Source organism: Micromonospora matsumotoense (assembly GCF_900091525.1).
Classification (GTDB): domain Bacteria; phylum Actinomycetota; class Actinomycetes; order Mycobacteriales; family Micromonosporaceae; genus Micromonospora; species Micromonospora matsumotoensis.
The window spans coordinates 1-12,380 of the sequence record NZ_FMCU01000021.1; the positions used below are offsets into that span (position 1 = coordinate 1).

A 12,380-nucleotide genomic window follows, 5' to 3' on the forward strand; every position below is an offset into this window, starting at 1 on the left:
GCGGTGGAGAAGTTCGGTGGTGACTCGGTGGCCGAGATCCGCCGCAACCTCGCCGGCTACCTCGACGCGCTGATCATCCGGTGAGCGCCGGCAGCGGCGGGTGACGCCGAGGGCGCCCTCGGCGCGGCCCCGGCATTGCCGCCTTCCGGCGGGTGGCCGGTCTGACCGACGAACTCTGGCAGCGGTGGCTGCCCTGGCCCGATGCGCCCCGCCTGGACGTCGCGGCGAACATCGTCGCGCTGGCCCACCACATGCATGATGCGCGAGGTGTCCGACACCCACGGCCTCCCGCATGTGGTCCACGCAGACCGGGGCACCTCGATGACCTCGAAATCCGTCGCCGAACTGCGCGAAGACCTCACGGTGACCCGGTCACCCTCCCGACCGAAGGTGAGCAATGACAACCCGTACAGCGAGGCCTGGTTCAAGACGTTGAAGTACGCGCCGGTCTTCCCGGACCGCTTCGCCTCCCTCGCCCAGGCTCGGGCGTTCATGAACGACTTCGTGACACGATGAAACCGGTCTGCGGGTTGTCGTTGAGTGCCGCCGACGCCGGCACCGACCTGCGCGAGCACCAGGAAGCTGACGGGATAGCAGCGCAACAGCCGTACGCCCATCGCACATGGTGTGCGCTATCCCGCCGGGTTCCCGACGGCGTTGGCGGTGAACGCGGTCGGTGTCGACAGGAGATCCGGTCCGGTGGCAGCCGACGCCGGCACCGACCTCGCCGCCCCGGGGGCCGGGCTCGGCATCGCCCCGCGCGGGGCCGGTCACTACTCCGTCGGGGGTGTGGCCGTGGCCGCCGCGCACGTCGCCGGGGTCGCCGCGCTGGTCCGGGCGTACCGGCCGGAGCTGTCCCAGGCCGAGGTCCGGGCCCGGCTGGAGCGGACCGCGGTCCCCGCGCGGGACCCGGGGATCGGCGGCGGGACACTCGACGCGTACGCGGCGGTCGCCGCGCTCGCCCCCCGCCAGGCCGGCCCACCGGTGCCGATCGCGGTGGGGCCGGTCGCCGTGCCCACTGTCCCCGGGCCGTCCCGGGCGGCCCGGGTGGCCGGCCTGACCGCCCTCGGCGCGCTGGTGACGACCCTGCTGGTGGCCGCCGCCGTGCGCAGCCGGCGGGGCTCCCGCCGGCCCCGCTCCCGGCCGGTCCCGGGACCGTCGCCGGGTGAGCAAGCGGGGACGGCCGGTGGCCCCTGGCTCAGTCCACGGCCTCCGCCGTCGACTCCCGGGCGGTGCTGACCGTGCCGTGCCGGGCCCGCAGTGCGGCGGCGATCTCGTGAGGTCAGCCCACGGCGACGACCGCGCGGCCCGGTCGTCGCGGCGCTGACCCACGTGCCGGTCAACCCGGCGGCCTTCGTCGTGCTCGCCGTGGGACGGTGCACCGCCGACCGCCGACCGCCGACCGGCGGCGGCGGGGTGGTCCGCCGGAGATCCGGCAGCCCCAGAGCCGTCCGGCCGCCGGTAGGATCAGCCGGTGGACCTGGACGACATCGCCGCCCGGCTCGGGGTGCCCGTCGAGGAGGTCGAGCGGGTGCACCGGCTCGCCGGCGACCGACCGTCGGCCCCGCTGCCCGCCCGGGCCGACGCGCCCGCGATCCTCGACCGGCTCGCGGTGCGACCGGACGACGCCGCCGAGATCGTGGCCGGCTGGCCCGACCCCGACTCTCCCCTGTGGACTCCGGAGCTGCGCTGGCTGCTCGACCGCTCGACCGCCCTGGTCCGCGCCGACCTCGGCGGCGTCGAGTGGCTGTCGCCGGGCCCGGAGCTGCCCCGTGACCGGGGCCCCGCCTGGCGGCACCTCTACGTGTACGGCTACCTCGCCCTGCTCGACGTGGTCACCGGCTACCACCGCGACCACGGCATCGCCGACGGCGTGACCTGGGCGACCCTCGCCGACCTGGGCCGTAACCTGGCGATCGACCGGCGGATGCACGGCGAGGGCTGGCCGGTCATGCAGAGCTGGCTGACCCTGCACGCCCGGGGCGGCCTCTACGAGCTGGGCCGGCTCCAGCACGAGCGCGGCGGCACCGCCATCGGCCTGCACATCCCCGATGCGGGGCCGATGACCCCGGCGGCGGTCGACGCGTCGCTCGACGAGGCCCGGGAGTTCTTTCCCCGCCACTTCCCCGACGAGCACTACACCGAGTTCTCCTGCGGCTCGTGGCTGCTCGACCCGCAACTGCGCGACTACCTCCCCGAGGACTCCAACATCATCCGGTTCCAGCGCAGGTTCGCGTTGCAGCCCCACGTGCCGCAGGACGGGCCGGACGCCGACGTCGAGGTACGCCGGTTCGCCTTCCGTACGCTCAGCACCCCGCTCGACCAGCTACCCCGGCGGACCGGGCTGCAACGCGCGATCATCGACCACCTGGCGGCCGGCGGCCACTGGCACTGGCGGCACGGCCGCTTCCCGATCTAGGGCCGGACCCGCACCGGCGGGCGCTGCGGTGCCGGATCCGGGCCGGTCGCCTGCCGCGCCGCGCCGACGATGGACAGTGCCCGGTGGGACCGCGCGGGGAAACCGGCTGGTCACGCCGGGAAGTGCGGTGCGGGCGGTGGTCCGTCGGGATCGTGGTCGGCCCGGGGCTGCACCAGTCGACCGGCGATCCGTTCGAGGGCGGCGAGGTCCTGCGGGGCGAGCCGGTCGATGAGGTGCCGCCGTACCGACTCGACGTGGACCGGCGCGGCGTCCCGGAGGGCGTCCAGCCCCTGGGCGGTCAGCACGAGGAGACAGCCTCGCCCGTCGGCCGGGTCGGGTGCGCGGCGCAGCAGCCCGCGCGCCTCCATCCGGCTCGCGTGCCGGGACAGGCGGCTGCGGGACCAGCCCATCTTGTCGGCCTGCACGCCCAGGGTGCTGGTCTGCGCGGGCTGCTCCGACAGGGTGCTCAGCACCTCGTAGTCGGCTTCGGACAGGCCGATCGCCGCCAGGTCGTGCGCGGTGCCGGTCTGGACGGCGAGCATCACGCGTCGCAGGGACCGCCAGGCCCGCTCCTCGGGAGGCTCCAGCCAAGGCACCGGTCCCGACTTAGTTGACATGTAATCAATCTAGCATCTAGCCTTCGTTTCCATGTCAACGAAACCGCTCCGCGTCCTCGCGCTGACCTGTGCCACCCGCCCCGGCGCGCTCGGTCCCGCCGTGGGCCGGTGGCTGATCGACACGGTCACCCCCCGGGCCGCGACACTCGACGTCGAGGTGGTGCCGGTGGCCCTCGACGACCTGGACCTGCCGTTCCTCGACGAGGAGGAATCCCCGTCGTCGGGTGACTACCGGCACGAACACACCCGCCGGTGGAGCGCGATCGTCGACGCGGCGGACGGCTTCATCGCCGTCACCCCGGAGTACGACCATGCGATGCCGGCGACGCTGAAGAACGCGTTGGACCACCTCGGCAGCGAGTGGGCGTGGAAACCGATCGGCTTCGTCAGTTACGGGCACACCTCGGCCGGCACCCGGGCGGTCCAGCACGCCGAGCAGGTGGTGACCGCCCTGCGCATGGTCCCGTCGGGCGCCACGGTCGCCATCCGCATCGGCGACGCCGTGCGCGACGGCCAACTGCGACCGGACGCCGACCGCGACGCGGCCGGTGCCGCCCTGCTGGACGAGGTGGTCCGGCTCGCCCACGCCCTGCGGCCGATGCGCGAGCGCGACCGGGCCATGCCCGGCCCGCTGCCGGGGTCCTACGCCCGGCGACTGACCGTCGACGACGCGCCCGAGGTCACCGTGCTGCAACGGTGCTGCTGGACTGAGGAGGCGGTGGTCAACGAGACACTGGCCATCCCGCCGCTGCACGAGTCGGTGCAGGAGGTGCGGGAGTGGCTGGCGAGTTGGCACACCACGGGTATCTGGCGTGACGGACGGCTGCTGGGCATGGTGCGGACCCTCCCCGACGGCACCGACTGCCACCTGGGGCGGCTCGCCGTCGTACCCGACCTGCGCGGGCGGGGGATGGGGCGGTGGCTGTTGCAGGCCGCCGAGGTCACCGCCGGACCGGGGTGCCGCCGCATCCAACTGTTCACCGGGGCCAGGAGTCTGCGCAACATCGCCCTCTACCAGAGCGTCGGCTACCGGCCGGTGTCACCGGCCGGCCCGGACGGCACCGTCTGCCTGGCCAAGTCTCTGCCCGACACCGGGCACTGACCGGGCCGCCGACCCACGCCGGGCGCACGACGGCACGCGCCACCACGGGCCACGGTGCGCGCCCCGTCCACCCGCCGACGCCACCGGCGGTGGACGGGTGACCGGGAGCCGTGCGCCGTGCTCAGGTCGGTGTGCCACTGCCGGTCGGAGGGTCGGTCGGCTCGGAGACGTGTGCGGTGACGATCCGCCGGCCGACGGAGAGGCGTACCCAGGTCGGGGTCTGTCGACCGGTGCCGGCGTACCGGAATCGGGTGGTCACCACCGCGAGGTCCGGGCCGAACGTGGTGACCAGCGGGTCGACCAGCCACCGACCGACCGGCAGCGCCGGCTGCGCGGCCCGCCACCTGCGCTGCTCGTCCCACCCGTACTGGTGGTCGGCGAGGCCGAACCGCACAGTCCGGTCGAACTCCCAGAAGTAGCCGCAGATCCGGTCGGCGTCGCCGTCGACGACTCTGCCATCTGCCCCGCCGGCCGGGGCGGCGCGTCCCCCCGCCCGGTGGACGCCGCCACGGCCCGCCGGATGTCCCCGGCGGCCGGGGTGCGGGCGTCCTCCCGATCCGCTCAGCGTCCCCGCCAGTCCCCGGCCGGGGTGAGCGGGACGGGACCTGGTCGCCGCACCGTCGTGGTCAGCGCGATCCGCCGGCCCTCGGCCGCCGACCGCAGCAGGCTCGTCATCGTGTCGAGCACGTGCAACGCCAGGTCACCGCCGGCCCGGGGCGGACGCCCCGGGCCGGCCCGGACGGCGTCGATCAGCCCGAGCCCCCGGGAGCCGTCCCGGTAACCCGCCGTCGGCGCGAGCACCCGCCACCCGTCGCCACCGAGCGGGCACAACCGGACCTCACCGTCGAAATAGTTCGGATCGGGTACGGCGAGGGTGCCGCTCTCCCCGTGCACCTCGATCGGCGCGGCTGTCGTGGTCACCCCGTCGAAACTCGTGGTGATGGTGGACAGCGCACCGCTGGTGTGTTCGAGCACGCCGGTGACGTGGGTGTCCACCTGCACCGGGATGCGCTGGCCCAGACGCGGGCCGTTACCGATGACCCGTTCGGGGCGCAGCCGGCTGGCCGTCCCGGTCACCGCGCGCACCGGACCGAGCAGGTGGATCAGCGCCGAGAGGTAGTACGGCCCCATGTCCAGCAACGGGCCGCCACCCGGGGCGTAGTAGAAGTCGGGGTGGGGGTGCCAGCGCTCGTGCCCGGGGGTGACCATGACGGCCGAGGCGGCCAGCGGACGCCCGATCAGCCCGCCGTCGATCGCCGCGCGGGCCGTCTGCGTCCCCGTGCCCAGGACGGTGTCCGGCGCGCAGCCCACCCGGACGCCGGCCGAGGTGGCCCGCTCGATGACCGCACGGCCGTCCGGCAACGACACGGCGAGCGGCTTCTCCACGTACACGTGCTTGCCCGCCTTGATCGCGGCGAGCGAGATCTCCACGTGCGCGGCGGGGATGGTGAGGTTGAGCACCGTCTGCACGTCCGGGTGGTCGAGCAGGTCCGCGACGCTCAGCGCCGCTGCGTCGGCGAGGGTGGCGGCAGCGGCGGTGGACCGGTCGGCGTCGAGGTCGGCCACCGCGACGACGCGCAGCTCGGGGTGGCCGACGAGGGTGTCCAGATAGGCGCGGGAGATGACCCCGAGCCCTACGACGCCGATGCGGTGCGGGTCGCCCACAGCATCCCCCTCTCGATGACGGTCCGCACGGACGGGTGCTCCAGCACGTCCAGGCTGTGCCCGGGGGTCGTCACCACGACCCGACCGGCACCCCAGCGCCGGGTCCAGATCGCCGGCGAGGTGACCGGCCGGTGCCAGGGGTGCCAGTCCCGGGTGGGGTGGACGGTGGTGGCCAGCACGTCGATCAGATCGTCGTGCAGCACCCAGTACTGCTCGGTGACGAGGTCGATGTCGGCGATCCCGGCGGTGATCGGGTGCTCCCGGCCGAGATCGGTGACGGTCACCGTGTGCGGCAGGAAGTTGTCCTGTTCGCCACCGCGCCGCTCGCAGGGCTCCTGACCCGGATGGGTGGCGAACTGGCCGCCCACCAGGTGCAGGTAGTCCGACGAGGCGCGGAACGCGTCCACGATGCCGCCGTGCCAGCCGGTCAGGCCCGTCCCGGCGACGACCGCCGCGCTCAGGCCGGCCACCTGGTCGGCGGTGATCTCCGCCATCGTCATGCACTGCACGACGAGGTCGGTGTCGGCCATCGCGGCGGCGTCGGCGTAGACCTTCGTGGACTCCTCGATCCGCACCGTGAAGTCGTGACGTTCCAGGAACGGCAGGAACAGCTCGGTCGCCCGGACCGGCTGGTGTCCCTCCCAGCCACCGCGTACCACCAGTGCTCTGCGCTGCGTCACCCTCGCTCCCCTCCACGGTCCGTCGTCCGCCGGGCCGACCGTTCCCACCCGGCGACGTGCCGCCGACGACCGCGCCGGCCGGGCACCGAAACCGTACTCGTATCCGCCGACACCGTCGGCCCCGCGCGGCGCGGCACCGTCACACCGAATCCCCGAGCGCCGGACATCGGACGGGTAGTCCGACGCCCGTACGATCGGATGGTGCGCGAGCTGCTGCGATCCTGGTGGCGTGAGCCTCGCCCGGCGCACCCGCCGCCGCGCGGGTGGCGCGACGGGGCGCTGGTCGCCCTGCTCGCGGCAGCGGGGCTGGTGGAGGGGTTCGCCCGGTGGGCAGCCCGCCGTCGCCGGCCGTCGTGCCGGTCGTGATCGGCGTCGGCCTCACCCCGGTCCTGCTGTGGCGGCGGACGAGACCCCTGCTCATGACGGTGGTCGCCTTCCCGGTCCGCGCCGGTCCCGGTGCTGCTGCACATCGCCGCCGCCGTCACGTTCAGCCTGCTGGGGGCGCTCCAGTTCGTCCCGGGGTTCCGTCGGCGGCACCGGGCCTGGATGAAGCGGGGCTACCCGATCGGGCAGGGCGCGGGGAGGCAGGCCGTGCTGCTGTCGACCTGGGCGCTGGCGGTGGGGCCGACCACCGAGCTGTCCCGGGCGGTGCTGATGGGTGCCTCCTGGACGCTCAACCTGCTCGTCGCCGAATGGCTGATCCGCCGACGGCACCCCGCCGCGACCACGGCGTCCCGCCCGACGACACCCGCCGCGGCGGGCTGAGGGCGGGCGGGACGCCGTCCGGGCGGCCTCGTCGCGGCTCCCTGCCGGGTAACCGGTGGATGGGTTGCCGACGTCGTCGGAGCACCCCGGACCTGGGGTCGGAGCACCCCGGACCCGGTCGGTGACCGTTCGGCGGGGTCGGCGGGTCAGGCGAACCGGTCGGCGAGCGCCGTCAGCTTGGCGACGTATGCCGGCCAGTCCTGCGCATCGAGGACCTGCGGGTTCTCCCGTCGCCAGCCGACCGCCGCGTCGTGCTGCTCGCGCAGGATGTCGGCGTGTCCGGCGTGCCGGGCGAGATCACAGGTCACGTGGATGATGATCTGGTGCAGGGTGACGTCCTGCTGGCCCGGCCGCCACCACGACACCTGCCCCGGCGCGTCGAGCGGCAGCTGGGCGATCGTCTGGTCGGCGAACTCCCCCACCCGGCGGTAGAGGTCGATCAACCCGTCCTTCGTCTCGTCCTCCCGCGCGTACCAGTCCGCCTGTGGGTCCTCGTCGTACGCCTGCAGGGGGACCAGTTCGCCGGGGGTCGGGAACTCGCGGCCGAAGGTGGGCCCGAAGTAGCCCGCCTCGACGTTGAGGCAGTGCTTGAGCAGGCCCAGCAGGTTGTTGCCGGTGGCGGTGCGGGGCAGCCTGACCGCCCGTTCGTCGAGCCCGTCGAGCTTCCAGACGAGGTCGTCGCGCGTCGCCCGGAGGTAGTGCCGCAGTGCCGCTTTCGGATCGTCCCGCTCAGTCATGCCCGCCAGTCTTCCCCACGGGTCTGACCGTCTTCGGGACCGCCCGCTGCGGTAAACAGCTTCCTGACAGTCACCGGTGATGCTGAGTTCCGGCGAGATCGCCGAAGAGCTGACCGGAGGGCGTCACGATGAGGAAGCAACTGATGGCTGCGCTGTGCACCGCCGTACTGATCGGCGGCACAGGGTGTTCGGCCAGCAGCGACGACCGGCCCGATGCCGGCGCCCAGACCAGCAGCGCCGGGGCGGAGGTGGCCACCCTCCAGACCGGCACGCCCTCCGCCGCCGCCCCGAGCCCGTCCCAGGCCGAGCGGCCACGGGAACGCCTCGACGACACCGAGGCGGACATCAAGGCACGCTACCAACCGTACGAGAAGTGCATGCTGGAGCACGGCGTCGACGTCCACAAGGAACGTGCCGGCGGCGCCAAGTCGGGCCGGATCGGCGAGGCGAACAAGGCGTGCGACGCGCTGATGCCGCTGCCGCCGTGGGAGCTGGACCCGGCCAACCCGGAGGCGGAGGACTTCGCGCGGGACGTCGTGAAGTGCCTCAAGGGCAAGGGCGTCCGGTACGTCGAGGTGGGTTCCGACGGCAGCGGCTGGGCCTTCGGCGGCAAGAACAACGACGCGGAGTCGATCTCCAAGGGGTTGAAGTACTCCCCGGCGTGTGAGCGTGAGGTCGCCGCGAAGCGGAAGTAGCCGCGGCACCCGACGGCGTCGCCCGCACCGGGCGACGCCGCCGACCGCGACGCTGCCGGCTGCCGGAAGGAGCGGTCGCGAAGGCGGACCGCGTCGGCCCGGGGCCGACGGCCAGCCCGCAGGGCCGATCGTGACACCGACTTGTCAGGAAGCGGTCAGGGCCGGAGATGACCTTTTTCTCACGGTCGCCGGGCCCCCACCCCGCACGTCCACCCACCTGCGAAAGGACCGCGCGGCACCCGATGTCACCATTTTTGGACGGATTCGCGGCCCCGGTGACCTGCTCTATATTCCCCACCATGTGCGCACACGTAATGCTCGCCGAGGACGACGAACGGCAGGCCGAGGCGCTGCGCCGGTACCTCGTCGCGGCGGGCCACCGGGCGACGATCGTGGCCGACGGTGAGGCGGCGCTGCGCCAGGCCCGACAGCAGCCCTTCGATCTGCTGCTGCTCGACGTGATGCTGCCGAAACTGGACGGCATGCAGGTCTGCCGGATGATCCGGCAGGAGTCGGACGTGCCGGTGCTGATGCTGACCGCGCGGTCCGCCGAGGACGACCTGCTGCGCGGGCTCGATCTGGGCGCCGACGACTACATGACCAAGCCGTACAGCCCACGCGAGTTGGTGGCCCGGATCCGGACGCTGCTGCGCCGGGTCCGGACGACGCCCCAGGAGTCGCCGGTGCACCGGCTCGGGCAGCTCACCGTCGACGAGTCCCGACACCTGGTTGCCGTCGGCGGCACCCCGGTCGACTGCACGGCCGGCGAGTTCGCCATCCTCGCCGCGATGATCCGTCAGCCCGGCCGGGTGTTCAGCCGCGGTCAACTGCTGGAACACACCCGGGGCGTCGACCGGGAGTCGACCGGGCGCACCATCGACGTCCACGTGATGAACCTGCGCCGCAAGATCGAGTTGAACCCCCGCCGGCCGCAGCAACTGCTGACCGTCTACGGGGTCGGCTACAAGCTGGGCGTCGGGACACCGTGAAGCGGCAGCGGGTCCCCCTGCACCGCAGCCTCGTGGTGCGGCTGCTGGCCACCTCGCTGCTGGTGGCGGTCTGCGCGATCCTGGCGACGACCTGGCTGGCCGTGCAGTCGACCACCCGGGCGATCCGACAGGAGCAGGGCCGCTCGCTCGCCGACGACAAGAGCATCTACGACACGCTGTTGACGCACGCCGCCACCCACCGGAACTGGACGGGCGTGGAGGCGGTGCTCGCCGAGCGGGCCGACCGGCTCGAACGGCGGATCACCCTGATGACCCCGGACCGGCAGGTGATCGCCGACTCCGCGCCGGACGGCCCGTCGTTGCAGACGGCCCGGCCGTCGGCGACCGTCGACCCGTTGCAGGTGGATCTGGGCCTGACCGGCGGGACCGAGCGGGTCGATCCGCGCGCGGTCGGGCCGTACCGGCTGACCAGGCGGGAGAGCACCACCACCCGGGAGTTGGCCACCCGGCAGCTCGGCTGCGTCCAGGCCGAGTCCAGGGCGGACGCGACGGTGGTGGTCGGCCCGACCGGGCGGGCCTCGGTGCAGGTGACCGCGGCGAGAGACCGCGGCATCGTCGAGTTCTGCCTGTCGGCGGATCTGACGAAGCCGTTGCCGAGCGAGGCCGGCGGGATCGCCCAACTGGAGACCCTGACCAAGAACTGCCTACGCGAGCTGGGGTTGCCGCCCCGGGTCGAACTCCGCGCGGACCGTACCGCGGCACCGAGCCGCGACACCCGTTTCGCACAACAGGTCGACGACTGCCTCCAGCAGGCGCGGGCGACCCAGCTGAGAGCGTACGTGGCGCCGCCGGCGTTGCTGTTCGTGACCGACGAGGCCCAGGGCGGCGCCGAGCCCGTGTTCAACCTGTCCCGGGCGAACGTGGTCCGCATCGCCCAGGTCACCGGGGCGGTGCTGGTGGCCACCGTGCTGATCACCGTGCTGGTCGGGCGACGGTTGGTCCGGCCGCTGCGGGCGCTCACCGACGCCACCCGGCAGCCGATGGACGAACCGGCCCGGGTGCCGGTGACCACCCGCGACGAGATCGGCCTGCTGGCCACCGCGCTCAACGACCTCGCCGCCCGGCGGGAACAGACCGAGGCGCTGCGTCGGAGCATGGTCAGCGACGTGGCGCACGAGCTGCGGACACCGCTGACCAACATGCGCAGCTGGCTGGAGGCCGCCCAGGACGGTCTCGCCCAGCTCGACACGCAACTGCTCACCCTGCTGCTCGACGAGGCGCTGCTGCTGCAGCACATCATCGACGACCTGCGGGACCTGGCCGCCGCCGACGCCGGCGACCTGCGCATCCACCGCGAGCCGTACTTCGTGGCCGATCTGCTGGAGCAGGTCGTCGAGGCGCACCGGGGGGCCGCCGAGGCCGCCGGGGTACGGCTGGGCACCGCGCTGGGCACCGACCTGGAGATGGCTGTCGACGGTGCCCGGCTGCGCCAGATCGTCGGCAACATCGTCGCCAACGCGGTCCGGCACACCCCGGCGGGCGGCTCGGTCGTCGTGCACCTGGGGGTACACGACGACCAACTGCACATCGCCGTGTCCGACACCGGGACCGGCATCGCCCCGGCCGACCAGGCCAAGATCTTCGATCGGTTCTGGCGGGCCGACGACTCCCGGACCCGCAGCACCGGTGGGAGTGGGCTCGGCCTGTCGATCGCCCGCAAGCTCGCCGAGGCGCACGGCGGCACGATCGGTGTCGAGAGCGTCCTCGGTCAGGGCAGCACCTTCACCGTCCGGCTGCCGATCGTCGTCGCGGCCCGGAGCTGAACCCCGGCGGCCCGACCGACGGGACCGACGTGGAGAGCACCCCGGCGCTCGCCCTGTCCGTCGTACGCGATCGTGGCCAGGCCCGGGTCGCGGCGCTCGGCCCCCACCCGGAGCCCCGGCTGCTGCTGCGCACCCTGCTGGAGGCGTTGCTGCCGCTGGACGAGGCGGCCCGCGAGGACGGGCGGGTGGCGCCGGCGTTCCGCTCCTGGACGGCACTGCATCCGGCGGTGACGCCCGGCCTGCGGTCGGACACCGCGCAACTGGTGGAGTTCATCGCCGGGCTGCTGCCGTCCGCACCGGCGTCGGCCGCCGCGGCGGGGCTGCTGGGCGAGCCGGGGAACACCCCTTCACCCGGCCTGTCGTAGCGGCCCACCCCCGGTCCGGACCGTCCACCATGCGGCCGGGGCGGATCCGTGTAATCCTCTGTGGACGGTCATTGTCGTCTATCACAAGGAGACCCCACATGCGATCTCGGCTACTCTCCATCGCCTCCGCGCTGACGCTCGCGGTGAGTGGATCGGTGCTGGCCCTGATACCCGCCGGCCCGGCCAGCGCGCACTGCGACGGCCACGGCCAGCACCCGGACCTCTACAGCGGGGGCGGGATCTCGTGGGGCGAGGGCACCTACATCCACGCCTATCCGCACCGGGACTGCCAGTCCAAGGGCCAGGGATACCCGAGCCAGGGGATCGACGTCCACTGCGCCACGCTCACCGGCGACCTCTGGTTCTTCGTCCGGAACACCACCACCGGGATCAACGGATGGGCCCGGCGGGACGCCCTGCGCTTCTCGCAGAGCGTCACCATCGCCGACTGCGCGAACGGGCTCGCCGCACACCGCGTGGCCTGAACGAGGTCGGGCGCAACACCAGATCACCGGCGCGAACGGAGGCCAGGGGCGGCGGTGACCACCTCAGATAGGACGAG

15 protein-coding genes and 1 pseudogene are annotated in these 12,380 nt (G+C 73.5%); 11 read left to right on the top strand and 5 right to left on the bottom strand.

All coding sequences use genetic code 11. The features are described from left to right. Window positions 1-285 precede the first annotated feature (285 nt). The 3 genes and pseudogenes from GA0070216_RS28365 to GA0070216_RS28375 form a co-directional block, all read left to right on the top strand. Window positions 286-507: pseudogene (locus GA0070216_RS28365) on the top strand (IS3-like element ISAar44 family transposase); the annotation flags it as partial. Window positions 508-627: 120 nt separating this feature from the next. Beyond that, window positions 628-1,239 carry a S8 family serine peptidase gene (locus GA0070216_RS28370; protein WP_091252472.1) on the top strand — a complete coding sequence of 204 codons (612 nt, stop codon included), beginning with the start codon at window positions 628-630 and terminating at the stop codon, window positions 1,237-1,239. Between the two features lie 235 nt (window positions 1,240-1,474). Continuing rightward, a complete protein-coding gene (locus GA0070216_RS28375; RefSeq protein WP_091252475.1) occupies window positions 1,475-2,419 on the top strand; it encodes an acyltransferase domain-containing protein in 945 nt (314 codons plus the stop codon). A gap of 110 nt (window positions 2,420-2,529) precedes the next feature. On the opposite strand, the gene GA0070216_RS28380 is transcribed toward GA0070216_RS28375, so the two are convergent. Next, on the bottom strand, window positions 2,530-3,036 hold the full coding sequence (locus tag GA0070216_RS28380; protein ID WP_091252477.1) for a MarR family winged helix-turn-helix transcriptional regulator: 507 nt from the start codon (window positions 3,034-3,036) through the stop codon (window positions 2,530-2,532). A gap of 31 nt (window positions 3,037-3,067) precedes the next feature. Between GA0070216_RS28380 and GA0070216_RS28385 the strand changes: the two genes are divergently transcribed. Continuing rightward, window positions 3,068-4,138, top strand: a complete 1,071-nt coding sequence (locus tag GA0070216_RS28385) for a bifunctional NAD(P)H-dependent oxidoreductase/GNAT family N-acetyltransferase (protein ID WP_091252479.1) — start codon at window positions 3,068-3,070, stop codon at window positions 4,136-4,138. Window positions 4,139-4,259: 121 nt separating this feature from the next. Here the strand turns inward: GA0070216_RS28385 and GA0070216_RS35830 are convergent, their stop codons facing one another. The 3 genes from GA0070216_RS35830 to GA0070216_RS28400 are packed head-to-tail and all read right to left on the bottom strand — an operon-like array spanning window position 4,260 to window position 6,483. Further along, window positions 4,260-4,715, bottom strand: coding sequence for an AtzH-like domain-containing protein (locus GA0070216_RS35830; protein WP_342670810.1), 456 nt, complete (start codon window positions 4,713-4,715; stop codon window positions 4,260-4,262). Then, window positions 4,700-5,803, bottom strand: coding sequence for a Gfo/Idh/MocA family protein (locus GA0070216_RS28395; RefSeq protein ID WP_091252483.1), 1,104 nt, complete (start codon window positions 5,801-5,803; stop codon window positions 4,700-4,702). The genes GA0070216_RS35830 and GA0070216_RS28395 overlap by 16 nt, the downstream gene beginning before the upstream one ends. Further along, window positions 5,773-6,483 carry a ThuA domain-containing protein gene (locus GA0070216_RS28400; protein WP_091252484.1) on the bottom strand — a complete coding sequence of 237 codons (711 nt, stop codon included), beginning with the start codon at window positions 6,481-6,483 and terminating at the stop codon, window positions 5,773-5,775. The genes GA0070216_RS28395 and GA0070216_RS28400 overlap by 31 nt, the downstream gene beginning before the upstream one ends. Before the next feature lie 201 nt (window positions 6,484-6,684). Between GA0070216_RS28400 and GA0070216_RS34805 the strand changes: the two genes are divergently transcribed. Then, window positions 6,685-6,849, top strand: a complete 165-nt coding sequence (locus tag GA0070216_RS34805) for a hypothetical protein (RefSeq protein WP_176739182.1) — start codon at window positions 6,685-6,687, stop codon at window positions 6,847-6,849. A gap of 90 nt (window positions 6,850-6,939) precedes the next feature. Then, window positions 6,940-7,248 carry a DUF2306 domain-containing protein gene (locus GA0070216_RS28405; protein WP_091252486.1) on the top strand — a complete coding sequence of 103 codons (309 nt, stop codon included), beginning with the start codon at window positions 6,940-6,942 and terminating at the stop codon, window positions 7,246-7,248. A gap of 146 nt (window positions 7,249-7,394) precedes the next feature. Here GA0070216_RS28405 and GA0070216_RS28410 read toward each other — a convergent pair whose 3' ends face one another. After that, window positions 7,395-7,985 carry a DinB family protein gene (locus tag GA0070216_RS28410; protein WP_091252487.1) on the bottom strand — a complete coding sequence of 197 codons (591 nt, stop codon included), beginning with the start codon at window positions 7,983-7,985 and terminating at the stop codon, window positions 7,395-7,397. A 128-nt stretch (window positions 7,986-8,113) separates the two neighbouring features. Between GA0070216_RS28410 and GA0070216_RS34810 the strand changes: the two genes are divergently transcribed. From GA0070216_RS34810 to GA0070216_RS28435, 5 genes are all read left to right on the top strand, one after another. Then, complete coding sequence (locus GA0070216_RS34810; protein ID WP_176739183.1) at window positions 8,114-8,680, top strand: hypothetical protein; 567 nt, start codon at window positions 8,114-8,116, stop codon at window positions 8,678-8,680. Between the two features lie 299 nt (window positions 8,681-8,979). Further along, window positions 8,980-9,669 carry a response regulator transcription factor gene (locus GA0070216_RS28420; protein ID WP_091252491.1) on the top strand — a complete coding sequence of 230 codons (690 nt, stop codon included), beginning with the start codon at window positions 8,980-8,982 and terminating at the stop codon, window positions 9,667-9,669. Next, window positions 9,666-11,453 (top strand): sensor histidine kinase, encoded by a 1,788-nt coding sequence (locus GA0070216_RS28425; RefSeq protein ID WP_218108301.1) that lies wholly within the window; start codon window positions 9,666-9,668, stop codon window positions 11,451-11,453. Before GA0070216_RS28420 ends, GA0070216_RS28425 begins: the two co-directional genes overlap by 4 nt. Window positions 11,454-11,482: 29 nt before the next feature. Continuing rightward, window positions 11,483-11,818 (top strand): hypothetical protein, encoded by a 336-nt coding sequence (locus GA0070216_RS28430; RefSeq protein WP_091252493.1) that lies wholly within the window; start codon window positions 11,483-11,485, stop codon window positions 11,816-11,818. Between the two features lie 98 nt (window positions 11,819-11,916). Beyond that, entirely contained in the window at window positions 11,917-12,303 is a 387-nt protein-coding gene (locus tag GA0070216_RS28435; RefSeq protein WP_091252495.1) for a hypothetical protein, read from the top strand. The last annotated feature ends 77 nt before the right edge of the window (window positions 12,304-12,380 follow it).

What these genes read in the sequence shown, in the direction of transcription:
- GA0070216_RS28410 (WP_091252487.1), bottom strand. Translation starts at nt 7,985, where the DNA reads ATGACTGAGCGGGACGATCCGAAAGCGGCACTGCGGCACTACCTCCGG.
- GA0070216_RS28380 (WP_091252477.1), bottom strand. Translation starts at nt 3,036, where the DNA reads ATGTCAACTAAGTCGGGACCGGTGCCTTGGCTGGAGCCTCCCGAGGAG.
- GA0070216_RS28420 (WP_091252491.1), top strand. Translation starts at nt 8,980, where the DNA reads ATGTGCGCACACGTAATGCTCGCCGAGGACGACGAACGGCAGGCCGAG.
- GA0070216_RS28435 (WP_091252495.1), top strand. Translation starts at nt 11,917, where the DNA reads ATGCGATCTCGGCTACTCTCCATCGCCTCCGCGCTGACGCTCGCGGTG.
- GA0070216_RS28385 (WP_091252479.1), top strand. Translation starts at nt 3,068, where the DNA reads ATGTCAACGAAACCGCTCCGCGTCCTCGCGCTGACCTGTGCCACCCGC.
- GA0070216_RS34810 (WP_176739183.1), top strand. Translation starts at nt 8,114, where the DNA reads ATGAGGAAGCAACTGATGGCTGCGCTGTGCACCGCCGTACTGATCGGC.